This is a genomic window from Qipengyuania nanhaisediminis, from assembly GCF_900115585.1.
GTDB classification, from domain to species: domain Bacteria; phylum Pseudomonadota; class Alphaproteobacteria; order Sphingomonadales; family Sphingomonadaceae; genus Qipengyuania; species Qipengyuania nanhaisediminis.
Genome location: NZ_FOWZ01000005.1, coordinates 25096 through 51625, shown reverse-complemented (window position 1 = coordinate 51625; position 26530 = coordinate 25096). Strand labels below are relative to the sequence as shown.

The window sequence follows — 26530 nt, the reverse complement described above, 5'->3', positions numbered from 1 at the left end:
GGATATGGCGCCGAGCGGCACACGGCGCTCGAGCTATTCGCGGCGGGCGCAGTACAATCTCTTCACCGGCTACATTATCGCCGGGATCGGCGCCCTCATCGGCGCCGTCCTGCTTGGCCTGTCGTTCTTCCAGCCCAGCTTTTTCGGCGGACCGCGCTCGGCGGCGCAGGATGCGGTCAGCCCGGCCACCGAAACCGCGGCAACCGTCCGGACGAGCAGCAAGTCGCTGTGGGATTCCATCAGCGGGTACTACCGTGCCGGGTCCAAGAACGCAGAGCTCAAGCGCGAGATGGAACTGGCCCGCATCCGGCTGGAAGAAGCGGAAGCGGTTCGTCAGGAAAACGTACGCCTGAAAGGCTTGCTCGACCTGCAGGACCAGGAACGCACGCCCGTGGCAGTCGCGCGCCTGATCGGCTCGACTGCTTCGAGCACTCGCCGCTTCGCCTATGTGGGCGCTGGCGAGGATGACGGCGTTGCGGTGGGCATGCCCGTCCGTTCCCCGCGCGGTGTGGTCGGACGCATCCTCGAGACCGGCAGCGATTCCTCCCGCGTGCTCCTGCTGACAGACAGCGAAAGCGTACTGCCTGTGCGCCGCGCAGGGGACGAGGTCGTCGCCTTTGCAGAAGGTCGCGGTGACAGCCTTTTGCGGATCAAGCTCATCAACCTCGGCATCAATCCTCTCGCAGTGGGCGATCTGTTCGTCACCTCCGGCGCTGGCGGCTATTATCCTCCCGGCATCGCTGTCGCTATCGTGACCGAACTGACCGATGATGGCGGGGTCGCCCGCATCGTCAGCGATCCCGCGGCAACGGATTTCGTTGCCATCGAACCGATCTTCGAACCCGACGCAGCCAGCGGCGCGACGACTCCGGTCGAAGAGGAGTTGACCGACTGATGGAGCGGATGGAGCCGCGCGCCCGTAGCGATGCCTATGGCAGCCGCATAAATCGCTCGCATTCCCCCCTGCTCGCCAATGTGATCCCGTGGCTTTCGATCCTGCTGGGTTCGCTGCTGCCTGTCTTTGCGCTTGCGGCCGCCCTTCCGATGGTCCCACCGCTCGGATTCCTGACCCTGTTGGCTTGGCGTCTTGTCCGGCCGGGCCTCCTGCCGGTGTGGGCCGGCTTTCCTCTCGGCCTGTTCGATGATCTCTTCAGCGGCCAGCCATTCGGCTTCGCAATCCTGCTGTGGTCGATGACCATGCTCGTGATCGAGTTCGTCGAGCTCCGCCTTCCCTGGAGAGCGTTCTGGCAGGACTGGTTCACGGCCGGTTTACTGGTCGTCGTGTACCTCCTCGCCGGCTGGCTCCTGAGCGGTGCAACCCCGACCTTGCCGGCTCTTGTTGCCCTGATCCCGCAGTTGCTGATGTCCGTCCTGATGTTCCCTATTGTCGCGCGTATCGTGGCCCGTTTCGACAGGCTGCGGCTGATGCGCTGGAAGCGGGTCTGATGGGCATTTTCTCCCGCCGCAGCGGTATCAGCCGTCGCACGAAGGATCTGGTCAGCCAGACCACTCTCGAAAACGCGTTCGACCGGCGCACGTTCGTGATCGCTGCCGGAATGGGTGGCCTCGGCACGATCCTGGCGGCGCGCATGGCCTATATCGCCATCGCGGAGAACGAGCGCTGGGTCCTCGAATCCGAAAGCAACCGCGTAAACCTGTCGCTGATCCCGCCGCGCAGGGGCTGGATTCTCGATCGCAATGGCGCCCCGCTGGCATCTAACCGTGCGGATTTCCGCGTCGATGTGATCCCGGACCGGATGAACGATCCGGAAAAGACCATCGAGGAACTCGCTAAAATCCTCGATCTCGAGGCGACCACGATTGCCGATATCACCAAGCGGATTGACGATGCACGCGGCTTCCAACCGATCGAGGTCGCGACCGGTCTCGACTACGATCAGTTCGCGGCCATCAGCGTGCGCCTTCCCGATTTGCCGGGCGTCGTTCCGCAGCGGGGTTTCTCGCGCTTTTACCCGACCGGCCCCAGCGTAGGGCATCTCATCGGTTACGTGGGGCCTGCCTCTGCGGAGGAATACGAAGAAAATCCCGATCCCATCCTGATCACTCCCGGCTACAAGATCGGCAAGGATGCGCTTGAAAAGCAGTTCGAGCAGGATCTGAGAGGCGAACCAGGGGCGCGCCGTGTCGAAGTTACCGCCTCTGGCAGAATCGTGCGCGACCTCGAAACGCGCGAAGATATCCAGGGCGATCCGGTCCGCCTGACCATCGACGGTCCCTTGCAGGATTACGCCGCCCGTCGCATCGGGCTGGAAAGCGGTTCCTGCGTGGTCATGGACTGTGAGACCGGCGATCTCCTGTGCATGGCATCCATGCCCAGTTTCGATCCTAACAGCTTTTCGGCAGGGATCGGCCGCGTCGAGTATTCCATGCTTCGCGATGACGAACGGGTTCCCTTGCGCAACAAGGTTCTCAAGGGCCTTTACCCGCCGGGTTCCACTGTGAAACCAATGCATTGCATGGCGTTTCTCGACGCGGGCGTGAAGCCGGAAGAAGCCATCATGTGCAATGGCGGACGGCGTATCGGCAACCGTTTCTTTAACTGCTGGAGCAATCACGGCCGGGTCGACATGGCCAAGGCGATCTACCAGAGCTGCGACAGCTATTTCTACCACTTCGCCCAGCAGGTCGGTTTCGCGAAAGTCGCGGAATGGGCGAAAAAGATGGGTCTCGGCGAGGAGTTCGACCTCCCGGTGACGAGCCAGTTCTACGGCACCGTCCCGTCGCCCGCCTGGAAAGAGCGCAAGTTCGAGCGCGAATGGCAGCCGTTCGATACGGTGAACTCCTCCATCGGACAGGGCTACTATCTCACCAATCCGCTGCAGCTGGCGGTGATGGCGGCGCGCCTTGCAACCGGCGACCGTGTCCTGCCGCGCCTCAGGCTGACGGATGACAAGCCGAAGTTCGAACACTTCGCCTTCACCCCGGCGGAAATCGACTACGTTCGCCAGGCGATGAGCGATACGGTCAATGGCCCAGGTACGGCGGGCCGCGCGCGCTTGCCGTTCGACGACATCCTGATGGCCGGCAAGACCGGTACGGCGCAGGTTGTCTCCCTCAGCGTGTCCGACGGGAAGAGCGGGCCCTGGAAATACCGCGACCACGGCCTGTTCGTGTTCTTCGCACCCTTCGACAAACCGAAATATGCGGGTGCGGTCGTGATTGAACATGGCGGAGGTTCGGGCGCCGCCTACCCGATCGCGCGCGATGTCATGACCTTCCTGTTCGATCCCGCGAAGGGAATGGAGGCGCTCCGCGCGTTGGAGGAGCAATGGGGCGGCACCGCGCAGGAGCGGCTCGATCGCAAATATCGCGCCTATGCAGCTGCCAACGGGGAAGCCGTGCCGCCCGTCCCCGCACGCGACGAAGACATTTTCGACCAGGTCGAAGCGGAAGCGCGTGTTGCTGCGCGCCAGCCCGAACAGCTCGCCGAAGAGGCAATCCAGCCCCGCGTGGACACGCGCACTGCGCAAGAGGTGCGTGACGCCTCGCCGCCTCCGCAGGCCGCTCCTGCGCCTGCGCCAACTCCTTCTGCAACCGCCACCCCTGCCAGCGGTGCTGTACCGGAATGAGCGGCATCGTCCCAGCACCGGTAGCGCGCCAGCCCTGGCAGATGCTTTTCCCGCTGTTCGGCCTGATCGCCTTCGGCGCCCTGGTGCTAACCTCGGCGGCGGCTGGCGATTTTTCGCGCTATGCCGAATCCCATCTCGTCAGGTTCGGGATTTTCTTCGTAGCGGCTATTGTCATCTCGCGGTTTTCCAAGGACCTGGTGAAGTTCTTTGCCTATCCGGGATATGTCGTCGTCCTGTTGTTGCTCATGGCCGTGGAGATCATGGGTACGCTGGGCGGAGGTAGCCAACGCTGGCTCGAAGTCGGACCCATACGCATCCAGCCCTCCGAACTGATGAAGCCGGCAGTCGTCGTGGCCCTCGCCCGGTTCTACGAAAGCCTGCCTGTCGGGATGATCCCGACCTGGCGCGCGCTCATTCCGGCAGGTGCCATCATCGCCTTGCCGATGGCTTTCGTCCTCTTGCAGCCCGATCTCGGCACATCGCTCGCCATTGCTTTTGGCGGGGGCCTCGTGATGCTGTTTGCCGGCTTGCCGCTCAGGTGGTTCATTATGGCTGGCGCGGCCGGGCTTGCAGCGATCCCCCTTGCCTTTTTCTTTGCGCTAAAGCCCTACCAGCAGGATCGCGTAACGACATTCCTCGACCCCGAAAGCGACCCTCTTGGCGAGGGCTACCAGATTACCCAGTCGAAGATCGCGATCGGATCCGGCGGCCTGTTCGGCAAGGGTTTCAACGAGGGCTCTCAAAGCCACCTCAACTACCTGCCGGAACCGCACACCGACTTCGTCTTCGCAACGATGGCCGAGGAATGGGGCTTTGCTGGCGGCCTGTTCGTCATCGGCGCCTTTGCGATTATCCTGGGCTGGGGCTTCAAGGTCGCGCGCAACAGTGCGGACCGCTTTGGCAAGCTGCTGGCCGCGGGCATGACTGCGACGATTTTCTTCTACGTCGCGATCAACCTGATGATGGTCATGGGACTTGCCCCGGTCGTCGGGATCCCCCTTCCCTTCGTCAGTCATGGCGGCAGTTCCATGATGACGAACATGATCTGTATCGGCATCCTCATGATGGTTCACCGGTGGAACCTGAACGCGCCGAAACGCGGGTTGATGGCCTGATTGCGATTTAGGTCTTTTATTCCGAACGACAGCCGCTATATGAGCGCCTCCCCCGAGTCGGGGGCCGCCCGCACCACCGGGCCGGAGCGCGGTCAGACCGTGAAAGTGGACGCATAGCTCAGTTGGTAGAGCAGCTGACTCTTAATCAGCGGGTCCTAGGTTCGAGCCCTAGTGCGTCCACCATTTCCCACCCCTTCGACATAGCGAATTAGTCATCGCGCTTGCCCGCGCAGACCATTCACGTGTGCGCCGCACATTTGACAGCACATTTGAATGTGATTAGGCGGGCGACATGAACACTATCGAGAAAGTCCGCACCCTCGTATCCCAAGGCCTGATGACCCGCGCCGGTCTGGCCCGCGCCGCCGGTTTGCACGCCAATACCTTGCGTGATTGTACCGAAGACAGCTGGAATCCCACTGCCGACACCCTGGCGAAGCTGGAGGCATTCCTCGAGGCGAACGACGAGACCCCTGTCATCGTCGGGGCGGAAGAGATCATCGACGAAGCACGCAACGGCCGGATGTTCATCCTGGTCGATGACGAAGATCGCGAGAACGAAGGCGATCTCATCATTCCCGCCCAGATGGCGACGCCCAATGCCATCAACTTCATGGCCACCCACGGTCGTGGCCTCATCTGCCTTTCGCTGGATCGCAAGCGCGTGGAGGAACTCGGCCTCGAACCCATGAGCCGCGACAACCGCGAGAGCATGCAGACGGCCTTCACCACCTCGATCGAAGCCAAGACCGGCGTCACCACCGGCATCAGCGCGGCCGACCGCTCGCGGACGGTTTCGGTTGCCATCGACGCCACCAAGGGCCCGGACGATATCGTCACCCCGGGTCACGTCTTCCCGCTCACTGCACGTGATGGCGGGGTGCTGGTTCGCGCCGGTCACACGGAAGCGGCCGTGGACATCTCCCGCCTCGCCGGCCTCAACCCCTCGGGCGTGATCTGCGAGATCATGAACGATGATGGCACCATGTCGCGGCTAGACGACCTGGTGACCTTCGCGCGTAAGCACGACATGAAGATCGGCACTATCCGCGACTTGATCGAATACCGCATGCGTCACGACCATCTGGTCGAGCGGATCGCCGAGGACACCTTCGAATCCGACTATGGCGGCGACTGGAAAATGCTGACCTATCGCAACACGGTCGACGGCAGCGAATCCTATGTCCTGCAAAAGGGCGACGTGAAGGAAGGCGAAGCCACTCTCACCCGCGTCCACCCCATCTCGATCTTCGACGATGTGCTGGGCAAGCCGGGTCCGCGTAAACGAACCTTGCAGCGGGCCATGCAGGCGGTCGGCGAGCACGGTTCGGGCATCATCGTCATCATTACCGGCAGGCCCGCAAGCGGCTACGGCGAAAACGAAGCCCAGCGCAATGTCGGTATCGGGTCGCAAATCCTCGCCGACCTGGGTGTCGAGGACATGATCCTGCTCAGCAATTCACAACCCAATGTCGTCGCGATCGAAGGCTATGGCCTCAACATCGTCGATCACCGTCCCATTCCGGAGTAAGCACAGATGGCCAATTTCCTTATCGTCGAAGCGCGTTTCTACGACCATCTGAATGACATGCTGGTTGCAGGCGCGACTGCGGCGCTCGAAGCTGCGGGCCATTCGGTCGAAGTGCTGACCGTCCCCGGCGCTCTGGAAATTCCCGGCGCGATTTCCATGGCTGCCGACAGCGGACGCTACGACGGCTTCGTAGCCATCGGCGTGGTCATTCGCGGTGAGACTTATCACTTCGAGATCGTTGCCGGCGAAAGTGCGCGCGGCATCATGGCGCTCACCATGGACGGGATCGCCATCGGCAATGGCATCATCACGGTCGAGAATGAGGAACAGGCGCTCGCGCGGGCCGATGCAAACCGCAAGGACAAGGGCGGCGAGGCGGCAAAGGCCGCGATCGCCCTGCTCGAATTGCAGGGCCGGTTCGCCGGTTAAGCAGCCCCGTCGAGCATCCCGGTCAATCCGAGCGGGGCAAAAGGTCCCATTATCAGCTGCTCGAACACGCCGATCCCGCTCCTTCCGTCGCTTCCCGTGACCCTGACAGGTATCTGGACGTGCACGTTTTCAGGCTTGAGCGGGTCGAGCTCGGCTAGGTCGATATCCTCGCGCGATACGCGCAAGGGGCCATGGTGCATGCCGTGGCTCCATTCGGGGTGCGTATAGCCGATCCCGCGCATCTGGAAGCGCCCCAGCGGTTCGAACGTAACCTGCTCCGGCGCGCCCTTCACAGCCAGCGATAGCGTGCCTCCCGAGGGCCAGCGCGTGTCCGGCGCGAGGCGGGTGCGCATGCTCCCCACCCCCTCCCCAATATCGCGCGCATCGGCCCCGTCCTGTGCCCACGCTGCGCGAGTGTTCCACGCCTCGCCATGTTCGTCATTGTTCACGTGGAAGAACAGGCTGCCGTCTTCGAAATTGATCGGCGTCCATTGCCAGAAGAATCCGGGCAGCTGGTGTCCGGGGATCGGCTGGGGGTCCTTGGCCCCGATCGGACGGATACCCCAACTGCGGTCACGCGTTCCCGCAGTTCCCTGCGCAAGCGAATGACGCTCTCCGTCGAGCGAAATCCATCCCGTCAGGTGGCCGTTCTGCGTCATGCGCGTGTAGTCCATGAAAGCACGCGGGCCGAGCCGGTGGGTGAAGCGCGGCTCTTCAATGGGGAATGCCCGGCCGGTAAAGACGAACTCGGCGGCGATGCCGTCGGTCTCTTCGACGGTGATTTTTAGCGCGTGCAACGGCTCTACGATTTCGATGGATATTGGCCCGCAACGCAAGTCCATCCGCTCCATGCCCATTTCGGCCGAAGCGTGGATGCAGTGCTGGGTGTCTTCCCTGACGAAACTGAAATGCGCGTCGACGATATCGAGTTGCGGATAGACACCGAATGCCAGCGCGAAGAAGCCGCTGCCATCGGGGGCATAGCCGTTGAAGAAATAGCGGTCGTAGAAATTGCGGTCGGTGCCGGAATAGGCGACCGGTTCGGCGGTCTGATGGATCGGATAGTCGTCACCACGCGATAAAACCATCAGCTTTCCTCCTTCAGGGCGCCTATGCTGTCATGCCGCAGGGCCATGGCGCAAGCGCCGCGCGCCATCGACAGGAAATTGGCGTCGCCCCGTTCGGTCCGCTCGACGAATGCCGCGCTGAAGACTGCGGTGGAAACTCCGTGGAGGATCCCTGTGCGAAAATCGGTGGCAATGTCGGCGCGGCTCAGATCGACGCCACGGGTCTTCATGTCGTAGAGGTAGAGATCGAGCAGCTCGTCCTCGTGCTCGAGGCCGAGGTCGCCGATGCCGCAGCCCATGAAATACCCGATGTCCGTCATAGCCTTGCCGATCGTGACGGTCTGCCAGTCAAGGATTGCAATCGGCTCCGCTCCGCCGTGGATATCGAACAGCATGTTATCGAGCCGGAAATCCCCATGCACCAGGCAGTGGGGATCGCCATTCCTCTGGTGATATTGCGACGTCAGCTCTGCCAGTTCGTCGCAGACCGCCATGTATTCCGGCTCGATCTGAGAGGCGTATCGTTCGCGAAACACCGCTTGCGCCTGCGGGTACATCGCCGCGATCTTTTCTCCCAGATCGGGTGCGGGCTGGATCCATTCGGCGGAAAGCAGGTCCTTGTTGCCCCAGCTGGGCGCGTGAATGGCAGCCGCCTGCCTGATCGCCGCCCTCGCATCGTCAAGCGAGCATCCCCGGATCTGGTCGCCCTGCCGGGCCGGTCCAAGATCTTCGAACACAAGGCAAAACTTTTGCCCGTTGTCACAAACATCTGCGAAATGGACTTTGGGCACCCTGACATCCAGCTGGGGTGCCGCTTCGCGATAGAAATGGACTTCCTTACGATAGAGCCCGAACAACGCAGCTGTGGCGCGGCTGGTGTCGTCCGCTGCAGGAAACTTGGCGGCAAGTGTCGCAGGAACGCGCTTGCCGACTTCCGGCCCTTGCAGCTCAATCCGGACGCTGTCGCCGACTTGTCCGGTGCCGATCGGTGTCCAGTTAAGGTCGGTTACTTCCGCCCCGAGCAACTCACTGAGCCAGGCCGCAGTAATGTCGTCCGGGTGACCCGGAATATGGTCCATGCGAAAACTGCCCTCTCCCTAGGTAGGAAAGGCTAGCCAGACCATCACCGCATGGCAATCTGCATCGTGCATTCCCGTCCACCGAAATGCACGACACGACACACGACGCCCGGCTCGCCGCGATCATAGACCAGCTTGAACACTGCTTGATCCAGCTCGACGCATTGGAGGTGCGCGGCGCGGCTCTCCGACTCGATCACGCTATCGAAGAGCTGCGCAGCGCCAGGGAGCGCAGGCTTGGGTCTCAGCCGAAGCAGGAGCGCCCGGCGTAGACTGCGCTGTCGCCCAGCTCTTCCTCGATCCGGATGAGCTGGTTGTACTTGGCAAGCCTGTCCGAACGGGCCAGCGAGCCGGTCTTGATCTGTCCGCAGTTGGTGGCGACCGCCAGGTCCGCGATGGTCGCGTCTTCCGTCTCGCCCGAACGGTGCGACATGACCGCAGTATAGCCCGCGCGATTGGCGATGCTGACTGCATCGAGCGTTTCGGAAAGCGTGCCGATCTGGTTGACCTTGACCAGCAGCGAATTGGCGAGGCCCTGCTCGATGCCATCGGTCAGGCGCTGGGGGTTGGTCACGAAAAGATCGTCGCCGACCAGCTGCACCTTGTTGCCGACGAGGTCGGTCAGGGCCTTCCAGCCTGCAAAGTCGTCTTCGCCCATTCCGTCCTCGATCGAGCGGATCGGATAGTCGGCACACAGCTTAGCGAGATACTCGGCCATTTCGTCACCCGACAGCGCGAGGTTCTCGCCCGAGATCATGTATTTGCCGTCCTTGAAGAATTCGGTCGAAGCACAGTCGAGCGCCAGGACCACATCGTCACCGGGCGTGAAGCCGGCCTGCTGGATCGACCCCATGATAAAATCGAGCGCATCGCGCGTGCTCGCGAGATCGGGCGCGAAGCCGCCCTCGTCGCCAACTGCCGTCGCGAGACCCTTCTGCGACAGGTTCTTCTTCAGCGTATGGAAGATCTCCGCGCCCCAACGCACTGCTTCGGCAAGGCTGTCGGCGCCGACCGGCATGACCATGAATTCCTGGATGTCGATCGGGTTGTCGGCGTGCTCACCGCCATTGATGATGTTCATCATCGGCACGGGCAGCACATGGGCCGAAACACCGCCGATGTAGGAATAAAGCGGCAAGCCGCGCGCATTGGCGGCTGCCTTGGCCACCGCCATGCTGGTGCCGAGGATGGCATTCGCGCCGAGGCGCCCCTTGTTGGGCGTATCGTCCAGCGCGATCATGGCGAGGTCGATGTCGCGCTGGTCCTCGGCATCGAAATTGCCGATCAGCAGGTCGCTGATCTCGCCATTGGTGGCGTCCACGGCCTTGAGCACACCCTTGCCGAGGTAACGGTCCTTGTCGCCATCGCGCAGTTCGACCGCTTCGTGGGCGCCGGTCGATGCGCCCGAAGGCACGGCCGCGCGGCCGAAACTGCCGTCTTCGAGCAGCACATCCACCTCGACCGTGGGGTTGCCACGGCTGTCAAGAATCTCGCGGGCGTGGATGTCGATGATGGCGGTCATTTCGGAACAAACTCCTCGGCGGGGTGTTGTAATGGTATAGGACACCACTAGATCGGTGTACGAGCAGCGCTCTATTCGCCGGAACATGTCGGCGCAAGCGACGTTGCAAAAAGGAATACCGGGCCTCGTCTGTAGTCCCGGATGAATACGAATTGACGGGAAGGACGAGGCTATGGCCGAAGAAAACACATCTACTGGCTCGAAGAAGCGAGCCACTACCGCCCCCAAGAAATCCACCACCCGCAACGCGCCCAAGAAAACCGTGGCGAAAAAGGGTGCAGCCAAGGAGAAAGCTCCAGTGACCAACACAGCAACCAGCAACACCACCGAAACCACCAATCCGCATCGCGCAGAAGCCAAGAGCCGCTTCAACGCCGCGCTCGAAGAAGCAAAGGCCGGTGCAGCCGCGCTTCGTGCCGAAGGCAAGGAACGCGCCACGGCAGTGCGCGGCCAGGCAGCTGGCAAGCGTGAAGACTGGGTCGGTGAAGCAAAGGCCTATGGCGCGGAAGCACGCGTGAAGGGCAAGGAACTCGCCACCGAAGGCAAGGTGAAAACCAGCGAAGGTCTGCGCGCCCTCAGCCGCACGATCAGCGACAACGCCTATCAGGTCGATGAAAAACTTGGCGCCAAGTATGGCGAATATGCCCGTTCGGCCTCGACCGCGCTTGAAGATTACGCCGGCAAGCTCGACGAAAAGAACGTCGACGATCTCGTCGAAGACGGCCGCGAATTCGTCCGCAAGAGCCCCGGCCTCGCGATCGGTATTGCGGCTGCCGCGGGCTTCGTGCTCTCGCGCATTTTCCGTCGCTGATAGGTGAGCAAGGGGGGCTCAATGCTCGAAGAAGAAGAGCGCGGCAACGCGCCGTATGAAGGTCCGGTCGATTTGCCGGACGAGTATGAGCCCGAAGAAGAAGGCGCCGATTCACCCGGCCCTTCCCTTGTAGACGATGTCCTCGCCCTTCTAGACGATGGAAAGACCTACGCCGAGGCCGAAATGGCCTACCAGAAAAGCCGTGCAGGCTTTGCAGCAAACAGGATCAAAGGCGTCGTAGCTTACGGGCTCGGCACCTTTGGTGTGCTCCACCTGGCCCTGATCGCGATGACAGTGGGCCTGGTGATCGCTTTGGCTCCGCTGGTGGGGCCGTGGATCGCGACGGCCATAGTGACCCTTGCCCTCATCGCTCTTGGTATTCTTTTTCTCAATCTCCTGAAAAAGCGCATCGACGAAATTCGGGACGCGTTCTCGGAGGACGGCAATGAGTGACCGCAAGGCGCAGATGCTGGCCGACCGCCACTTGCGGAACTCCGCACGAGCACTGGTCGATGCCGACATCGAAAACCTGAAGGCGACCTGCAGCGGCAAATCCCTGGGCGAGCGCGCATTCGACCGGGTTCGTGAAGGCGCCGTCGACGTTTACGAAGAAGCGGTGGAAGTCGCGGAAAACAACAAGGGCGCGCTGGCGGCACTTCTCGCAGCTATCGTGGTCTGGTTTGCGCGCAATCCGATCCTTTCGATCTTCGGCCTAGAGCCAGAAGACGACGAAGAGACTGCGCAGGACGACGAGTAGGCGGAACGTCCGCCCCCCTCAGATCGTTGACTCCACGAACACAAATTCCGGAGAAAGAACATGGCAGACAACGCCACCACGAACGTCACCCCGATCAGCGCCGACAGCCAGCTCAGCGACGAGCAGAAGCGTGAACGTCTTCGCAAGCGGATCGAAGCCGGCGAAAAGCGCAATGAAGAACGCAGCTTCGCCGACCAGGCGAAGGACGTTGCAGATAGCGCGGTCGACTTCGCCAAGAAGCACCCCGTCGCAACCGTCGCCGGTGCGGTCGTAGTCGGGCTGGCCATCGGCGCAATGACGCGCAGGGGGCGCGAACTCGGTCGCCGCGGCGGCTCGCTCGCATCCTATGCAGCAGACGCAGCCCTCGCCTATGGCCTCTCGATCATCGACGAAGTCGGCGACAAGTTCGAAGATTACACCGATGCCGCCGGCACCCAGGCCCGCAGGCTCAAGCGTGATGCGGCGTATCGCGCCGATTCGCTTGGCGATGCGCTGAGGTCCAGCGGCCGCAAGGCGAGCCGCAAGTCTTCGCGTACCGTGCGCGACCTGAAGGCGCGCGTCGGTCGCTAAGACATAAGTAGCAGTTCGATGCCAAAGCGGCGCGACGGGTTTTCCTGTCGCGCCGCTTTCGCTATGGGCGTCGCAAATCTCCTCCCCAAGATCGGAAAACAGACATCATGGAAGAAAAAGAGAGCAAGCAGACGCTCTACCTCGTCATGGGCGGCCGGGTGACCGATCCGCGCAGCGTGACGTTCAACGATCCCGAAAGCATCCACGTCGCGGGCGTCTATTCCACTTACGAAGACGCCGAAAGCGCATGGCGCGGCAATGCCCAGCGCACGGTCGACGATGCCGAGATGAAATACGTCATCGTGCACCTGCACAAGCTGCTCGATCCGGAAGCCTGACAAGGTCGTGGCCTACTCGATCCGGCCCTACCAGGATTCGGATGCAGAGGCCCTCGCATCGGTCTGCAGGGCCGCGATCAAGGGCATCGGGCCGGAAGCCTATTCGGACGAGCAGGTCGATGTCTGGCTATCGCGGCACCCGGGTGCGGCGCTCTATCGCGAACGCGTGAGCAATGGCGCGACGATTTTTGTCGCCGCAGACGAGGACGACGCCCCGGTAGCCTATGCGCTGCTGGAGCCGGACGGGCATCTGGATCATCTCTACAACGATCCGGCGCACACCCGGAAAGGTCTGGCGCTGAACTTGCTGGCGACTGCATCGCTCTTCGCAAAGCACCACGGCATCACCCGCCTCTACACAGAGGCGAGCGACCTGGCCCGCCCCTCATTCGAGGAGGCGGGTTACGTGGCTACGGAAAAGCGCGAATTCGAAATCGACGGGGTGCCGATTCACAACTGGGCGATGGAAAAAGCCATCGACTGACGGCGTGTCGCCTCAGATGAATTCGATCTTGTCGATCAGGTAGAACTTGTCGCCCGAAGGAACGGTCACCTCGACCTCTTCCTCTACCTGCTTGCCGATCAGCGCGCGAGCGATCGGCGAGGTGTAGGAAATCCGGCCCTTGGCGGCATCCGCTTCGGTCTGGCCGACGATCTGGTATTTCACCGGCTTGTCGTCTTCGTCGAGCAGGGTCACGGTCGCTCCGAAGACGACCTTGTCGCCCGAAAGCGTGCTCGGGTCGATGATCTGGGCGCGGCTGATCTTGTCTTCCAGGTCGCCGATCATGGCTTCCACCTGGCCCTGACGCTCCTTCGCGGCGTGGTATTCGGCGTTTTCCGAAAGGTCGCCGTGCGCGCGCGCTTCCTCGATCGCGTCGACGATCCTGGGCCTTTCGGCACGCAGCACCTTCAGATCGGCAGTGAGCTTCTCGTAGCCCTCGGCCAGCATCGGCACTTTATCCATGGAACCCCAAATCCTTCCTGCTTGCCCTGCCCCCCGGGACAATTCGAACCCACCCGCAGGAAAAGCGGATCGTGGAATGTTCGTCTGTCAGGAAGGTAGGCGTGTGTTCTTGTCAGCTATAATAGTCTTGCAATGAACGCACTTCAAGCTGCTCGGTCGAAACCTCCGCAATCGCCCGCGCCGCAGCAAGGCTGGCCGCAGCGGTCGTGTAGTACGGGACCTTCTTTTCGAGTGCCGCCACACGGATCGACTGACTGTCCAGAAGCGACTGCCAACCCTCGGTAGTGTTGAAGATCAAGTCCACTTCACCGTCGATGATTGCATCGACGATGTGCGGGCGACCTTCGGCCACCTTGTTGACCGGTTCGACGTTCAGGCCCTGCTCTGCGAGAAACCGCTGCGTGCCGCCCGTCGCGATGACGCGGAAGCCCTGCTCCAGCACGGTAGCGACTGCGGGAAGGATGACTTCCTTGTCGCTGTCCTTGACCGACACGAAGAGCGTGCCGCCTTCGGGGAGGATCATGCCCGCCCCCAGCTGCGATTTCAGGAACGCCGCCGGGAAATCGCGGTCGATCCCCATCACCTCGCCGGTGCTCTTCATCTCAGGCGACAGGACCGGATCGGAGCCGGGGAAGCGGCTGAAGGGGAAGACGGCTTCCTTCACAGCCATATGGTCGGGCCGCAGGTTGAACGGTTCGAAATTGGAAAGCGGTTCGCCCGCCATGACGCGCGCGGCGACCTTGGCGACGGGCTGGCCGATGGCCTTCGCCACGAAGGGCACGGTACGGCTGGCGCGCGGATTGACCTCGATCAGGTAGACCTCGCCGTTCTTCACGGCGAACTGCACGTTCATCAGGCCGCGCACGTCGAGAGCTTCTGCCAGGGCGGTCGCCTGGCGCTCCATCTCCTCGACGATGTCGTCGGGCAGGCTGTAAGGCGGCAGGGTGCAGGCGCTGTCGCCCGAGTGCACGCCGGCTTCCTCGATGTGCTGCATGACGCCGGCGATGCGCACCTCATTGCCATCGGCAATTACATCGACGTCGCATTCGACCGCATCGCGCAGATACTGGTCGACGAGCACGGGGCTGTCTCCCGACACGTTAACGGCCGTGTTGATGTAGTCATCCAGCTGAGCTTCGCTGTCGACGATCTCCATCGCGCGGCCGCCAAGGACATAGCTCGGGCGGAGCAGGACCGGATATCCGATCCGCGCAGCGACGGCTGCCGCCTCGTCACGGCTCTTCGCGATGCCATTGTCCGGCTGCATGAGATCGAGCTTCGAAACCAGCTTGGCGAAACGTTCGCGGTCTTCGGCGAGGTCGATCGCATCGGGCGATGTACCGAGGATCGGGATGCCTTCGCGTTCTAGCGCAGCGGCCAGCTTTAGCGGAGTCTGGCCGCCGAACTGGACGATTACGCCCACGACTTCACCCTTAGACATTTCGACGCGCAGGATTTCCAGCACGTCCTCTTCCGTCAGCGGCTCGAAATAGAGGCGGTCGGAGGTGTCGTAATCGGTCGAAACGGTCTCGGGGTTGCAATTGACCATGATGGTCTCGAACCCTGCCTCGGCCAGAGCGAAGCAGGCGTGGACGCAGCAATAGTCGAACTCGATGCCCTGCCCGATCCGGTTCGGGCCGCCGCCGAGAATGACGATCTTCTTGCGATCGCTCGGCTCCGCCTCGTCCTCGGGCTCACCGAAGCTGGGCGCTTCGTAGGTAGAGTACATGTAGGGCGTGACGGCCTCGAATTCGGCCGCGCAGCTGTCGATCCGCTTGAAAACGGGGTTCACGCCGAGCTTCTGGCGCAGCTTACGAACTTCCTGTTCGCTGGTGGCTCCGGCCATGGCGCGCAAAGCGTCATGCAGTAGGCCGGAGCGGCGGGCCTGCGTTTCCGCCATGCCGCCGGCAACGCCGACCGAACGGACCGCCAGCGTGGCGAGGCGCTTGTCGGAGAAGCCCATGGCCTTGAGGCGGCGCATTTCTTCGGCATCGCGCGGCAGGCCGTTGTGGCCGAGCATCTGCTCTTCGTAGATGATCGCTTCGATCTGGCGCAGGAACCACGGGTCGAAACCGGTGATCGGCTGGATTTCGTCGACGGTCAGGCCTTCGCGGAAGGCCTGTGCGATCTTGAGGATACGATCGGGCGTGCGCTGCGAGAGCGCCGCGGTGATCTTGTCGCGGCTCACGCCTTCCAGTTCGGGCACGCGGTTAAACCCGTCGAGGCCGGTTTCAAGGCCGCGCAGCGCCTTCTGCATGCTCTCTGCAAAGCAGCGACCGATCGCCATGACCTCGCCCACCGACTTCATCGCCGTGGCGAGTTCGGGCTTTGCGCCCTTGAACTTCTCGAAGGCGAAGCGCGGGATCTTGGTGACGACATAATCGATGGTCGGCTCGAACGATGCGGGCGTTGCGCCGGTGATCTCGTTCTGGATCTCGTCGAGCGTGTAGCCCACCGCCAGCTTTGCCGCGACGCGCGCGATCGGGAAACCGGTCGCCTTGGATGCCAGCGCCGAGGAGCGGGAGACGCGCGGGTTCATCTCGATCACGATCAGGCGGCCATCCTTGGGATTGACTGCGAACTGTACGTTCGAACCGCCTGTTTCCACACCGATTTCACGCAAGACCTCGATCGAGGCGGTGCGCATGATCTGGTATTCCTTGTCGGTCAGCGTCAGCGCGGGGGCGACGGTGATGGAATCGCCAGTGTGCACGCCCATCGGATCGACGTTCTCGATCGAACAGATGATGATGCAATTGTCCTTGCGGTCGCGCACCACCTCCATCTCGTATTCTTTCCAGCCGAGGAGCGATTCCTCGATCAGCACTTCGGTCGTGGGCGATGCGTCGAGGCCCTCGCGCACGATGCGCTCGAACTCGGCCTTGTTATAAGCGATGCCCCCGCCGGTCCCGCCGAGCGTGAAGCTGGGGCGGATGATGGAAGGCAGACCGGTGCGTTCGAGCACCGCGAAGGCTTCATCCACCGTGTTTGCAATGCCGCTGCGTGCGCTTTCGAGGCCGATCTTGTCCATCGCCTCGCGGAAGCGCTGGCGGTTTTCCGCCTTGTCGATGGCGTCGGCCTTGGCGCCGATCATCTGGACGCCGTACTTCTCCAGCACACCCAGCTCGTCGAGCTTGAGCGCGCAGTTCAACGCTGTCTGCCCGCCCATCGTGGGCAGCACCGCGTCGGGCCGCTCCTTTTCGATGATCTTGGCGACGATTTCCGGCGTTATCGGCTCGACATAAGTCGCGTCGGCCATTTCCGGATCGGTCATGATCGTGGCGGGGTTGGAGTTCACCAGGATGACCCGGTAGCCCTCCTCCTTCAGCGCCTTGATCGCCTGCGTGCCGGAATAATCGAACTCGCAGGCTTGCCCGATGATGATCGGACCGGCGCCAATGACGAGGATCGAGGAGATGTCGGTTCTTTTGGGCATTTAGTTGCTTTCGTCCGGTGCCGCAGTCGGTTTCAGGAGGATCAGTTTGGCTTGAGCAGGTATTGAGGCGCACAATGCCTGAAGGGAATCCTGGGTTGGCGGAGAACGGTACAGAACCATACCTTCCTCGTCGGTGTAGACCGTGCCTGCGGGATGGATTCCGCTTTCGATGAAGCGCTGGCGCCCCTCATCGAAATCTGCGGACTGTATCCACTGACTGGGAGCACCCCACCCGTCAGTCACTTCGGTATCCCGGTAGAGGGCGATTGTCGAAGCGGATGCAGCGCTAAGATCGATGAAGGCAACTTTCCATTCGCCCTCGGCGGTTTCAGCTATTCCCGCGTCTAAGCACCAATCCTGATCCAGATCGGTTTCACTCGCGCAGGCCGACAAGAGGGCCGCGCAAAGAATTGGAAACACAAAGGTTTTCCGATCCGGTGAGAACATCAAAGCATCCCCACGAATTTCTCGAACAGGTAGAAGCTGTCCTGCGGGCCGGGGCTCGCCTCGGGGTGGTACTGTACGCCGAACGCCTTCTTGCCCTTGATCGAGATACCGCAATTGGTGCCGTCGAACAGCGAAACGTGAGTCTGCTCCACGCCGTCCGGCAGGGTGTCGACATCGACCGCGAAGCCGTGGTTCATGCTGGTGATCTCGACGAGGCCTTCGCTGGCGCCCCACTCTCCGCCGACACGCTGGACGGGATGGTTGGCGCCGCGGTGGCCCTGGAACATCTTGGCGGTCTTCGCGCCAGCCGCGAGGCCGAGCATCTGGTGACCGAGGCAGATGCCGAACAGCGGCACGTCCGCATCCAGCAGGCCCTTGATGACCGGCACCGCATATTCGCCGGTTGCCGCCGGATCGCCCGGGCCGTTCGACAGGAACACGCCATCGGGCTTCAGCGCCATCACCTCGTCAAGCGGGGTGCGCGCAGGCACGACCGTGACCTTGGCCCCTGCCTTCACGAGATTGCGGAAGATATTGTCCTTCGCGCCGTAATCTATGGCGACGACGTGCGGCTTTGCCGCAGTCCCTTCGGTATAACCGAAGCCGAGCTGCCAGTGGCCGCCCTTCCAGTCTTCCTGCCCCTCGCGGGTCACGCCGGGAACGAGGTCGAGGCCTTCCAGCCCGCTCCATTCCGCGGCCTGCTTCTTCAGCGCCTTCATGTCGAACTCGCCGCGCGGATTGTGCGCGATGACCGCGTTCGGCGCGCCGTTGAGGCGAATGCGGCGGGTAAGCGCGCGCGTGTCTACGCCCGACAGGCCGATCTTGCCGTGGGCGGTCATCCAGTCGACGAATTCCTGCTGCGCGCGGAAGTTGGACTGCGGCGTGACTTCCTGACGCACGATGCAGCCGACCGCACCCAGCCCGCGGCTTTCGTGGTCTTCCTCGTTCGCGCCGACATTGCCTATGTGCGGGAAAGTGAAGGTGACGATCTGGCTGTCGTAGGAGGGATCTGTCATCACCTCCTGGTATCCGGTCATCGCCGTGTTGAAGCACACTTCGCCGACGGCCGATCCGGAAGCGCCGAAGCCCTTGCCCCAGATGCAGGTTCCGTCCGCGAAGACGAGGACTCCCGTCGCGCCTTTGGGTTGCGCGTGCGAGAATGCGGGCAGGGCCATGGGGGCTCTCCGAGTCAGGGGTTTCCGGCGATGTCGCTAAGCCATGGCCGCTATAGGTGCAGCGCGCCTCCGTCAAGCGGAACACTTGGCTTTGCGTCAGCTTGCCTTACATGGGACCCGAACCATCCACAGATTAGCGTTACGAGGCCCCATGCTCCGCGAAAAGATCCAGACCGAAACCGTCACTGCCATGAAGGCCAAGGACAAGGAGCGGACCGCCGCGCTGCGCCTGATCGGTGCCAAGATCAAGGATCGCGATATCGAGCTGCGCACCTCGGACAAAAAGCCGGAAGACGACGAGCTCGTCACCGACGTACTGATGAAGATGGCCAAGCAGCGCCGCGAATCGATTGCGATGTACGAAGACGGCGGGCGGCAGGAACTGGCCGACAAGGAAAAGGCCGAACTCGTCGTGATCGAGGAATTCCTCCCCAAGCAGATGAGCGAGGATGAAACCCGCGCGGCCATCGCCCAGATCAAGGCCGATACCGGTGCCGAGGGCATGAAGGACATGGGCAAGGTCATGGGCGAATTGAAAGCCCGCCACGGCGCAACGCTCGATATGAGCAAAGCCAGCGGCCTCGTGAAGGAGGCGCTGTCGTGAAGCGCCTCCTGCTGATTGCCGCGCCATTCGCCCTCGCCGCCTGCGGGTCGAGCGAGCCCGAACCCGCGCCGACGCCTACGCCAACGCCTGCGCAGCCGCGCACGCTGGTCGCCGCCGATCTCGACCTGTCGACGCTGGGTGCGAAGATCGTCGGTCCGCAAGGGCCCGAGGTCGAAACGGTCCTGAGCGCAGGCAGCGCACAGATCGGCACCATGGTCAGCTTCGTCGCGTGCCCCGAAGGCGTCGAGACCTGCGAGCCGGGCCAGATGCCGGAAGACACGATCTATACGTACGTCCACCAGGTGACCCTCGACGGCGTAAGTACTGCTCAGCCTGAAGCAGGTCCCGAAGTGGTCGAAGCGCCGCCTACCCTGTTCAGGACCACCGAGCGCGCCCACGGCTTCAACGGCTCGCTAGGCTATTCGCGCAGCCAGGCGCAGGCCGCTTTCGGTAGCGAGGATGCAATTGGCGTGACGATCGACGATGGCCGTCTCATCTGGAGAGTCGTCGACGGGCAGAATTGGCAGGAAAACGCCACCGTCACCGTATGGTGGCAGTCAACTGAACCTCCCGCCGGTCCTTCCGATGCGTTCTTGCTGGAAGTCCTGGGCGATCAGGCCGTTGCACGGGGTCCCTTCCCGGCGGAGGAAAAACCGGCAACGGAAACGCCCGCCAACTAGCGGCAGGGGCCGTCAGGCAGTAGGGAGAGGAGATGGCCCTCTCACCCCAATGGCTGGACGAATTGCGCATGCGGACGACCCTGTCCGCTGTGATTGGCCGCAGCGTGCGCCTGACCAAGGCGGGGCGTGAGTTCAAAGCCTGCTGCCCGTTCCATAACGAGAAGACGCCCAGCTTCTACGTCAATGACGAGAAGGGGTTCTATCACTGCTTCGGGTGCGAGGCGCATGGCGATGCCATCCGTTGGCTGACCGACCAGCGCGGCATGCCCTTCATGGATGCGGTCAAGGAATTGGCGGCGGAAGCGGGCATGGAAGTCCCTGCTCCCGATCCTCAGGCCGCCAAACGCGCCGAAAAGCGCGCCAGCCTGCACGACGTCACGGCAGCGGCGCAGGACTGGTTCGAAAGCAATCTGAGGGGTGCGGACGGGGTAGCAGCACGCGCCTATCTCTCGCGCAGGGGCTTCTCCGACAAGACGGTGCGCGAATTCGGTTTCGGATACGCTCCGCAGGACAGGCAGGCCTCGAAAGCGGCGTTGTCGCGCTTTGAGGAGCAAATGCTGATCGAAGCCGGCATGCGGATCGAGGTCGAGGGCAAGGATCCCTACGACCGCTTTCGTGCGCGGCTGATGCTCCCGATCCACGATGCGCGCGGTCGGGTCATCGCTTTCGGCGGACGCATTCTCGATAGCGACAGCAATCCCAATGCGCCGAAATATCTCAACTCGCCCGACACGCCGCTCTTCGACAAGGGTCGCACGCTTTATAACTTGCACCGCGCCGCGCCCGCGTCTCGCCAGACCGGGCGGATTATCGTCGTCGAAGGGTACATGGACGCGATCGCACTGGCGAACGCCGGCATCGCAGAGGCCGTCGCACCGCTCGGCACGGCCCTGACCGAGAACCAGATCGAACTTCTCTGGCGGCAGGTCGAGCGGCCGATCCTGTGTTTCGACGGCGACAATGCCGGGCAACGCGCCGCAATGCGCGCCATCGAACGTGCCCTCCCCATGCTGCGTCCCGGGCATTCGCTCTCCATCGTCAGGCTGCCTGCCGGAATGGACCCCGATGACCTGATCCGCGAAAAGGGCGTGTCGGCCATCGAAGATCTGCTCTCCAGCCCGGCGAGCCTCCTCGACACCTTGTGGGAGTTCGAGAAGGCCGCCGCGCCCCTGACCTCACCGGAAGAGAAAGCCGGGTTGAAAGCGCGCCTGATGCACCACGTCGAGGCCATCGAGCATCCCGACATCCGGGCGCTCTACAAGCGCGAACTGACCCAGCGCTTTTCCGACTTCGCCTTTCCGCCCCGCCCCCAGCGCGAATTCAAACCGCGTGGGGAATGGAAAAAGGGAAGCTTCAAAGCACCTTCTCCCCAGCTTTCGGCCGATGCCGAGCGGCGCTTGAAAAGAGCGATCGAAGGCGGGTCGCGCGATACGCTGGCGAGTGCTGTAATCCACGGAATGCTGCGCCATCCGGGCGAGATCGCCCGCCACGAGGCCGCGCTTGCCCGCGTGGCACAGAGTGACCGAAATGTCGGTTCGGCGATAGATTCGCTTCTTGCCGCAGCGGAAACGCTTGATTCGCACGCGCAATCGCCCATATCGCTACCCGAAGGCCTACCCGCCCCACCGGCAAACATCCGCTTCGCCTTTCTTGATGAAGGCACCGACCCGGTAGATGCGCGCGAGGAACTGGCCGAAGCCGTGTCTCTGCTGGTCGAAAGGCCGGCACTCGAAGCCGCGTTGGCAGCAGCGACCGCGCGTTTCGAGAGCGACCCCGAAGGGGCTTTCGTCGAACAGCAGCAATTGCTGAAACGGAAGCTGGAATTCGAGGCGCGACTCGGGCAAATGGCAAGCCGCAAGGCCGCTTCGGCGACCGCAAAAGATTCAGATGCCGCTCAGGACACGGGACCTGGCAGCGGCGCAAGTACGGACTGATTGCTCTTTATGGCCACCAAGACCAAGTCGGGCGACAAAGACGACGCACCGCTGATCGATCTCAACGAAGCGTCGGTCAAAAAGCTTCTCACCAAGGCGAAGAAGAAGGGCTACGTCACCTATGACGAGCTCAACGACGCCTTGCCTCAGGGCGAGATGAGTTCCGACCAGATCGAAGACATCCAGTCTGCCCTGTCCGAAATGGGCGTGCAGATCGTCGAAAACGACGAGGATGCAGAGCAGGAAGACGAAGTCGAGGAAATCGCTCCGGCGCCTTCTTCCGGCGAGAAAGAGCCTGCCAAGAAGCCGGCCGGGCCGAAGAAACTGGCCGCTGGTGAGCGTACGGACGATCCAGTCCGCATGTACCTGCGCGAAATGGGCGCGGTCGAGCTGCTCAGCCGCGAAGGCGAAATCGCCATTGCGAAGCGTATCGAGTCCGGTCGCGACATGATGATCATGGGCCTGTGCCAGAGCCCGATCACCTTCCACGCTATCATCCAGTGGTCCGAAGCGCTCAATGCCGAGGAAATGCAGCTGCGCGAGATCCTCGATCTCGACGCCATGCTGTCCAAGGAACCGCCGGCGGACAAGCTGAACGACGACGCCGAAGACGATGACGACGACGGCGAAATCTCGGAAGAAACCGCCGGCCCGACCATTCGTGACGAAGACGACGACGATTCCGAGGAATCGGAAGACGAAGACGGCGAAGAAGGTTCGAAGAAGGACGACGAAGAGGAAGAGGACAACACCATGTCCCTTGCTCAGATGGAAGCCGCCCTCAAACCGGACGCCATCGAACGCTTCGCCCGTATCGCGGACCTGTTCGGCAAATTCGAAAAGCTCCAGGCCGAACGCGTCGAAGTTCTCGGCCGTGGCGACGACTTCCCGGCTGCCAAGGAAAAGAAGTACGAAGCGCTTTCGGAACAGCTCACTGCCGAGGTGGAAAGCGTCCAGTTCCACGCGACCAAGATCGAATTCCTGGTCGACAACCTCTATGCCTTCAACCGCCGCCTGACCGCTCTCGGCGGCCAGATGCTCCGCCTTGCAGAGCGCCACAAGGTCAAGCGTGTCGACTTCCTCGATTCCTATATCGGGAACGAGCTCGACGACACGTGGATGGAAGACAAGGTCAAGAAGGACAAGAAGTGGGCCGCCTTCGCCGAGAAGGAAGCCGACGCGATCGACCGTATCCGTGCGGAAATCGCCGACATCGCCAGCGCAACCGGCATGGCCCTGCCCGAATTCCGCCGCATCGTTAACATGGTCCAGAAGGGCGAACGCGAAGCGCGCATCGCCAAGAAGGAAATGGTCGAGGCGAACCTGCGTCTCGTGATCTCGATCGCGAAAAAGTACACCAACCGCGGCCTGCAGTTCCTGGACCTGATCCAGGAAGGCAACATCGGCCTGATGAAGGCGGTCGACAAATTCGAATACCGCCGCGGCTACAAGTTCAGCACTTACGCGACCTGGTGGATCAGGCAGGCAATCACCCGCTCGATCGCCGACCAGGCCCGCACGATCCGTATTCCGGTCCACATGATCGAGACGATCAACAAGCTGGTCCGCTGCTCGCGCCAGTTCCTGCATGACCAGGGCCGCGAACCGACACCCGAAGAGATGGCGGAGAAGCTCTCCATGCCGCTCGAAAAGGTGCGCAAGGTGATGAAGATCGCCAAGGAGCCGATCAGCCTCGAAACGCCCATCGGCGACGAGGAAGATTCGCACCTCGGCGATTTCATCGAGGACAAGAACGCGATCATCCCTGTCGATGCAGCGATTCAGGCGAACCTCAAGGAAACGGTCACCCGCGTCCTTGCTTCGCTCACCCCGCGTGAAGAACGCGTGCTGCGCATGCGCTTCGGCATCGGCATGAACACCGACCACACACTGGAAGAAGTAGGCCAGCAGTTCTCGGTGACGCGCGAGCGTATCCGCCAGATCGAGGCCAAGGCGCTGCGCAAGCTCAAGCACCCGAGCCGCAGCCGCAAGATGCGCTCTTTCCTCGACCAGTAAGTTCGGGCACCGCCGGCTTTCCCTTCCAGGGATCGACCGGCGGTCGAAAAATTCGCACCCTACCGGCGAAATTCCGTGGTTTCGGGAACCTTGCTGCACGGCAGTGATTGCGTGCGGTAAGAGGGTGTCCGAGCGGGTCTCGTGATCGGGCGCGCCCTCGCGAGGGGGGGCTTATACCGCAACACGTTTCAGACATCGATTTCAAGGAGTTGCTCGCCAACTCGCCGAATCCCTATGTCCTTTTGAATCGCAATCTTGAACTTGCATGGATGAACGATGCCTACCTGCGCGTCACAATGCGCGAGCGAGAGGACATTCTCGGGCGGCCGATGTTCGAGGCATTCCCGAGCGAAGGCGAGAGTTACCGGCAGCTCAAGGAATCTTTCGACCGCGTGCTCAGGACGGGCGAGACCGACGAGATCGCGCACATCAGGTACGATATCTCCAATCCCGATGGCTCATTCGATACGCATTACTGGAGCGCCACTCACACGCCCCTGAAGGGCGATGACGGTGAGGTCCGCTATATCCTCCAGCATACGGTCAATATCACCGAACTGGAAAACCTGCGTCGTGCCATCGATGAAGCAAGCGTGGTCGAGCGGGCGAAGAAAGTCGAAGAGCGATACCGTCTGGCTTCCGCGGAACTAGATCGTATCCGGATGCTGCTGGAGCAGGCGCCGGGCTTCGTCGCGGTAATCTCCGGTCCGGAACACACTTTCGTTCTGGCGAATGCCGCCTACCGCCGCCTTCTGGGAGGGCGCAAGCTGATCGGGCTAACTGTCGCCGAGGCTTTGCCCGAGGTGGTCGAGCAAGGCTTCGGGAAGATCCTCGACGAAGTAAGGGCCAGCGCCGAGCCGTATTTCGGCAATCGCGAGCGGGTCGCCCTGATCGATCCTGAAACCGGCGCCACCACGGAATCGCATCTGGAGTTCATTTTCCAGCCGATCACCGAGGACACCGGCGAAGTCAGTGGCATCCTGATCCAGGGGTACGACGTCAGCGAGGAAGTCGAAGCCGAAGAGCGGCAACAGTTGCTGATCAACGAGCTCAACCACCGTGTGAAGAACACGCTCGCCATCGTACAGGGCCTCGCCCAGCAGTCATTCAAATCCGACACCGGACATGTCGGTCTGGAAGTTTTCTTCGCCCGCATCGCCGCCCTTGCCAGCGCGCACGATCTTCTCACCGAGAACACCTGGAAAAAGGCCGATGTCGAGAAAATCATCAGAGCCTCCCTCGAGGCTACCGCCGGGCTGCAATCCGGTAGGTACTCGCTGGACGGTCCGAAGGTTACGTTGGACCCGCAATCCGCTGTAGCATTGGCGATGGTGGTCCATGAGCTGGCGACCAATGCTCTGAAGTATGGCGCACTGTCCGCAGACGAAGGCCGACTGGGCATAAGCTGGGCACGAGAACCTCGAGAGGACGGGGCACACCTGATCTTCGACTGGCAGGAAACCGGTGGACCGAAAATCAGTGAGCCAACCCGGCGGGGTTTCGGATCGCGGCTGATCTCGCGTGCATTCGGTAATCGCGGAGATTCCTGCGATATGAACTATGATACCGATGGACTGCACTGTCGCCTGGAGACGAGGCTGTGACGATCGATGGCATGCATTTCTTCATTCTCGAAGACGAACCGATTATCGCCTTCGGGCTGGAGGATCTTTTGCTGGACGAAGGTGCCAAGGTATCGCTCGCGACCGCCCTCGATGAAGCGGAGGAGCTGCTGGGGAGCGCGTCATTCGATTTCGGGATACTCGACGTGAATGTCCGCGGAGAGAAAAGCTACGGTGTAGCTAGGAAACTGCTGGATCAGGGGGTCCCGGTAATGTTCGCCACGGGTTATGGTGATAACGCGCACGCGGACGGGTTCGAAAATGTGCCCACGGTGACCAAGCCCTACTCGATCCATCAGATCAAAGATGCAGTGGAGCAATTGAGCCGCGTTTGATGGCGTTCCGCCGTGGATGACCGGATTAGGCGGTAGATTGCTCACCGCGAAATGCGTATGGCCGCACCATGCGTATCGCTATTGCCTCCGACCACGCCGCGATCGACCTGAAGGCCGAACTGCGCGATTGGCTCATCGAACAGGGACACGAGGTCGCCGACCTTGGCCCGGACACGACCGAAAGCGTCGATTACCCCGACTTCGGCTATAAGCTGGCGAGTGTCGTAGCCGATGACACGGCAGAGCGCGGCATTGCCCTGTGCGGGTCGGGCATCGGGATTTCGATGTCCGTCAATCGCAATCCCGCCGTGCGCTGCGCGCTCGTGTCGGAACCTCTCTCAGCATCGCTGTGCCGCGAACATAATGACGCGAACTGCATCGCGATGGGCGCGCGTCTCACAGGTAGCGATATGGCCAAGGCCTGCGTGACCGCATTCCTCGAAACCGAATTCGCAGGCGGGCGCCACCAGCGCCGCGTCGACAAGCTCTCCAACCCGGAAAACTGATC

The 26530-nt window shown here is 62.1% G+C and carries 27 protein-coding genes and 1 tRNA gene; 20 read left to right on the top strand and 8 right to left on the bottom strand.

The genetic code is table 11. From position 1 onward, the window contains the following. Positions 1 to 4 precede the first annotated feature (4 nt). From mreC to ribH, 7 genes are all read left to right on the top strand, one after another. On the top strand, positions 5 to 895 hold the full coding sequence (gene mreC, locus BM173_RS13575; protein ID WP_090482998.1) for a rod shape-determining protein MreC: 891 nt from the start codon (positions 5 to 7) through the stop codon (positions 893 to 895). Then, positions 895 to 1446, top strand: coding sequence for a rod shape-determining protein MreD (locus BM173_RS13570; RefSeq protein ID WP_090482996.1), 552 nt, complete (start codon positions 895 to 897; stop codon positions 1444 to 1446). Before mreC ends, BM173_RS13570 begins: the two co-directional genes overlap by 1 nt. Next, a complete protein-coding gene (gene mrdA, locus BM173_RS13565) occupies positions 1446 to 3590 on the top strand; it encodes a penicillin-binding protein 2 (RefSeq protein ID WP_090482994.1) in 2145 nt (714 codons plus the stop codon). The genes BM173_RS13570 and mrdA overlap by 1 nt, the downstream gene beginning before the upstream one ends. Beyond that, on the top strand, positions 3587 to 4705 hold the full coding sequence (gene rodA / locus BM173_RS13560; RefSeq protein ID WP_090482992.1) for a rod shape-determining protein RodA: 1119 nt from the start codon (positions 3587 to 3589) through the stop codon (positions 4703 to 4705). Before mrdA ends, rodA begins: the two co-directional genes overlap by 4 nt. A gap of 107 nt (positions 4706 to 4812) precedes the next feature. Next, a tRNA-Lys gene (locus BM173_RS13555) sits at positions 4813 to 4888 on the top strand. Between the two features lie 109 nt (positions 4889 to 4997). Beyond that, the gene (gene ribB / locus BM173_RS13550; protein ID WP_090482990.1) at positions 4998 to 6236 is read left to right on the top strand and encodes a 3,4-dihydroxy-2-butanone-4-phosphate synthase; all 1239 of its coding nucleotides are present in this window, start codon (positions 4998 to 5000) and stop codon (positions 6234 to 6236) included. A gap of 6 nt (positions 6237 to 6242) precedes the next feature. Then, a complete protein-coding gene (gene ribH, locus BM173_RS13545) occupies positions 6243 to 6665 on the top strand; it encodes a 6,7-dimethyl-8-ribityllumazine synthase (protein WP_090482988.1) in 423 nt (140 codons plus the stop codon). Here ribH and BM173_RS13540 read toward each other — a convergent pair. From BM173_RS13540 to eno, 4 genes are read right to left on the bottom strand one after another with little or no spacing between them, the layout of a single operon-like run. Further along, positions 6662 to 7753 carry an Rv3169 family protein gene (locus BM173_RS13540; protein WP_090482986.1) on the bottom strand — a complete coding sequence of 364 codons (1092 nt, stop codon included), beginning with the start codon at positions 7751 to 7753 and terminating at the stop codon, positions 6662 to 6664. The two genes, ribH and BM173_RS13540, sit on opposite strands and share 4 nt — an antisense overlap. Continuing rightward, positions 7753 to 8811, bottom strand: a complete 1059-nt coding sequence (locus tag BM173_RS13535) for a phosphotransferase family protein (RefSeq protein WP_090482984.1) — start codon at positions 8809 to 8811, stop codon at positions 7753 to 7755. The genes BM173_RS13540 and BM173_RS13535 overlap by 1 nt, the downstream gene beginning before the upstream one ends. Before the next feature lie 44 nt (positions 8812 to 8855). Continuing rightward, the gene (locus BM173_RS14635) at positions 8856 to 9011 is read right to left on the bottom strand and encodes a hypothetical protein (RefSeq protein ID WP_177201917.1); all 156 of its coding nucleotides are present in this window, start codon (positions 9009 to 9011) and stop codon (positions 8856 to 8858) included. 44 nt (positions 9012 to 9055) lie between these two features. Continuing rightward, entirely contained in the window at positions 9056 to 10333 is a 1278-nt protein-coding gene (gene eno / locus BM173_RS13525; protein ID WP_090482980.1) for a phosphopyruvate hydratase, read from the bottom strand. Positions 10334 to 10505: 172 nt separating this feature from the next. Between eno and BM173_RS13520 the strand changes: the two genes are divergently transcribed. The 6 genes from BM173_RS13520 (at position 10506) to BM173_RS13495 (ending at position 13293) form a co-directional block, all read left to right on the top strand. Then, positions 10506 to 11144 (top strand): hypothetical protein, encoded by a 639-nt coding sequence (locus BM173_RS13520; RefSeq protein ID WP_143089655.1) that lies wholly within the window; start codon positions 10506 to 10508, stop codon positions 11142 to 11144. A gap of 21 nt (positions 11145 to 11165) precedes the next feature. After that, complete coding sequence (locus tag BM173_RS13515) at positions 11166 to 11597, top strand: phage holin family protein (RefSeq protein ID WP_090482977.1); 432 nt, start codon at positions 11166 to 11168, stop codon at positions 11595 to 11597. Continuing rightward, positions 11590 to 11901 carry a hypothetical protein gene (locus BM173_RS13510; RefSeq protein WP_090482974.1) on the top strand — a complete coding sequence of 104 codons (312 nt, stop codon included), beginning with the start codon at positions 11590 to 11592 and terminating at the stop codon, positions 11899 to 11901. Before BM173_RS13515 ends, BM173_RS13510 begins: the two co-directional genes overlap by 8 nt. A gap of 60 nt (positions 11902 to 11961) precedes the next feature. Further along, a complete protein-coding gene (locus BM173_RS13505) occupies positions 11962 to 12471 on the top strand; it encodes a hypothetical protein (protein ID WP_090482971.1) in 510 nt (169 codons plus the stop codon). A gap of 107 nt (positions 12472 to 12578) precedes the next feature. Next, a complete protein-coding gene (locus BM173_RS13500) occupies positions 12579 to 12809 on the top strand; it encodes a DUF4170 domain-containing protein (protein ID WP_090482968.1) in 231 nt (76 codons plus the stop codon). A 7-nt stretch (positions 12810 to 12816) separates the two neighbouring features. Continuing rightward, the gene (locus BM173_RS13495) at positions 12817 to 13293 is read left to right on the top strand and encodes a GNAT family N-acetyltransferase (protein ID WP_090482965.1); all 477 of its coding nucleotides are present in this window, start codon (positions 12817 to 12819) and stop codon (positions 13291 to 13293) included. A 12-nt stretch (positions 13294 to 13305) separates the two neighbouring features. On the opposite strand, the gene greA is transcribed toward BM173_RS13495, so the two are convergent. The 4 genes from greA to carA form a co-directional block, all read right to left on the bottom strand. Beyond that, positions 13306 to 13773: a transcription elongation factor GreA gene (greA, locus tag BM173_RS13490; RefSeq protein WP_090482962.1), complete on the bottom strand. Its 468-nt coding sequence runs from the start codon at positions 13771 to 13773 to the stop codon at positions 13306 to 13308. A 112-nt stretch (positions 13774 to 13885) separates the two neighbouring features. Next, positions 13886 to 17209, bottom strand: coding sequence for a carbamoyl-phosphate synthase large subunit (gene carB / locus BM173_RS13485; RefSeq protein ID WP_090482959.1), 3324 nt, complete (start codon positions 17207 to 17209; stop codon positions 13886 to 13888). Continuing rightward, entirely contained in the window at positions 17210 to 17656 is a 447-nt protein-coding gene (locus tag BM173_RS13480; RefSeq protein ID WP_090482956.1) for a hypothetical protein, read from the bottom strand. Continuing rightward, a complete protein-coding gene (carA, locus tag BM173_RS13475) occupies positions 17656 to 18831 on the bottom strand; it encodes a glutamine-hydrolyzing carbamoyl-phosphate synthase small subunit (RefSeq protein ID WP_090482953.1) in 1176 nt (391 codons plus the stop codon). Before carA ends, BM173_RS13480 begins: the two co-directional genes overlap by 1 nt. Positions 18832 to 18982: 151 nt before the next feature. On the opposite strand from carA, the gene BM173_RS13470 reads away from it, so the two are divergent. From BM173_RS13470 to rpiB, 7 genes are all read left to right on the top strand, one after another. Beyond that, positions 18983 to 19435, top strand: a complete 453-nt coding sequence (locus tag BM173_RS13470) for a GatB/YqeY domain-containing protein (RefSeq protein WP_090482949.1) — start codon at positions 18983 to 18985, stop codon at positions 19433 to 19435. Further along, positions 19432 to 20115, top strand: a complete 684-nt coding sequence (locus BM173_RS13465; protein WP_090482946.1) for a hypothetical protein — start codon at positions 19432 to 19434, stop codon at positions 20113 to 20115. Before BM173_RS13470 ends, BM173_RS13465 begins: the two co-directional genes overlap by 4 nt. A gap of 32 nt (positions 20116 to 20147) precedes the next feature. Further along, complete coding sequence (gene dnaG, locus BM173_RS13460; protein ID WP_090482943.1) at positions 20148 to 22049, top strand: DNA primase; 1902 nt, start codon at positions 20148 to 20150, stop codon at positions 22047 to 22049. A gap of 9 nt (positions 22050 to 22058) precedes the next feature. After that, positions 22059 to 24065, top strand: coding sequence for an RNA polymerase sigma factor RpoD (rpoD, locus tag BM173_RS13455; protein WP_090482941.1), 2007 nt, complete (start codon positions 22059 to 22061; stop codon positions 24063 to 24065). A 209-nt stretch (positions 24066 to 24274) separates the two neighbouring features. Further along, entirely contained in the window at positions 24275 to 25669 is a 1395-nt protein-coding gene (locus tag BM173_RS13450) for a sensor histidine kinase (RefSeq protein WP_245755903.1), read from the top strand. Next, entirely contained in the window at positions 25666 to 26022 is a 357-nt protein-coding gene (locus tag BM173_RS13445; RefSeq protein WP_090482938.1) for a response regulator, read from the top strand. The genes BM173_RS13450 and BM173_RS13445 overlap by 4 nt, the downstream gene beginning before the upstream one ends. Before the next feature lie 68 nt (positions 26023 to 26090). Then, entirely contained in the window at positions 26091 to 26528 is a 438-nt protein-coding gene (gene rpiB, locus BM173_RS13440) for a ribose 5-phosphate isomerase B (RefSeq protein WP_090482936.1), read from the top strand. Positions 26529 to 26530 lie beyond the last annotated feature (2 nt).

Coding starts and splice junctions, on each gene's coding strand:
- mreC (WP_090482998.1), top strand. CDS start 5: ATGGCGCCGAGCGGCACACGGCGCTCGAGCTATTCGCGGCGGGCGCAG.
- BM173_RS13570 (WP_090482996.1), top strand. CDS start 895: ATGGAGCGGATGGAGCCGCGCGCCCGTAGCGATGCCTATGGCAGCCGC.
- mrdA (WP_090482994.1), top strand. CDS start 1,446: ATGGGCATTTTCTCCCGCCGCAGCGGTATCAGCCGTCGCACGAAGGAT.
- rodA (WP_090482992.1), top strand. CDS start 3,587: ATGAGCGGCATCGTCCCAGCACCGGTAGCGCGCCAGCCCTGGCAGATG.
- ribB (WP_090482990.1), top strand. CDS start 4,998: ATGAACACTATCGAGAAAGTCCGCACCCTCGTATCCCAAGGCCTGATG.
- ribH (WP_090482988.1), top strand. CDS start 6,243: ATGGCCAATTTCCTTATCGTCGAAGCGCGTTTCTACGACCATCTGAAT.
- BM173_RS13540 (WP_090482986.1), bottom strand. CDS start 7,753: ATGGTTTTATCGCGTGGTGACGACTATCCGATCCATCAGACCGCCGAA.
- BM173_RS13535 (WP_090482984.1), bottom strand. CDS start 8,811: ATGGACCATATTCCGGGTCACCCGGACGACATTACTGCGGCCTGGCTC.
- eno (WP_090482980.1), bottom strand. CDS start 10,333: ATGACCGCCATCATCGACATCCACGCCCGCGAGATTCTTGACAGCCGT.
- BM173_RS13520 (WP_143089655.1), top strand. CDS start 10,506: ATGGCCGAAGAAAACACATCTACTGGCTCGAAGAAGCGAGCCACTACC.
- BM173_RS13515 (WP_090482977.1), top strand. CDS start 11,166: ATGCTCGAAGAAGAAGAGCGCGGCAACGCGCCGTATGAAGGTCCGGTC.
- BM173_RS13510 (WP_090482974.1), top strand. CDS start 11,590: ATGAGTGACCGCAAGGCGCAGATGCTGGCCGACCGCCACTTGCGGAAC.
- BM173_RS13505 (WP_090482971.1), top strand. CDS start 11,962: ATGGCAGACAACGCCACCACGAACGTCACCCCGATCAGCGCCGACAGC.
- BM173_RS13500 (WP_090482968.1), top strand. CDS start 12,579: ATGGAAGAAAAAGAGAGCAAGCAGACGCTCTACCTCGTCATGGGCGGC.
- greA (WP_090482962.1), bottom strand. CDS start 13,773: ATGGATAAAGTGCCGATGCTGGCCGAGGGCTACGAGAAGCTCACTGCC.
- carB (WP_090482959.1), bottom strand. CDS start 17,209: ATGCCCAAAAGAACCGACATCTCCTCGATCCTCGTCATTGGCGCCGGT.
- BM173_RS13480 (WP_090482956.1), bottom strand. CDS start 17,656: ATGTTCTCACCGGATCGGAAAACCTTTGTGTTTCCAATTCTTTGCGCG.
- carA (WP_090482953.1), bottom strand. CDS start 18,831: ATGGCCCTGCCCGCATTCTCGCACGCGCAACCCAAAGGCGCGACGGGA.
- BM173_RS13470 (WP_090482949.1), top strand. CDS start 18,983: ATGCTCCGCGAAAAGATCCAGACCGAAACCGTCACTGCCATGAAGGCC.
- dnaG (WP_090482943.1), top strand. CDS start 20,148: ATGGCCCTCTCACCCCAATGGCTGGACGAATTGCGCATGCGGACGACC.
- rpoD (WP_090482941.1), top strand. CDS start 22,059: ATGGCCACCAAGACCAAGTCGGGCGACAAAGACGACGCACCGCTGATC.
- rpiB (WP_090482936.1), top strand. CDS start 26,091: ATGCGTATCGCTATTGCCTCCGACCACGCCGCGATCGACCTGAAGGCC.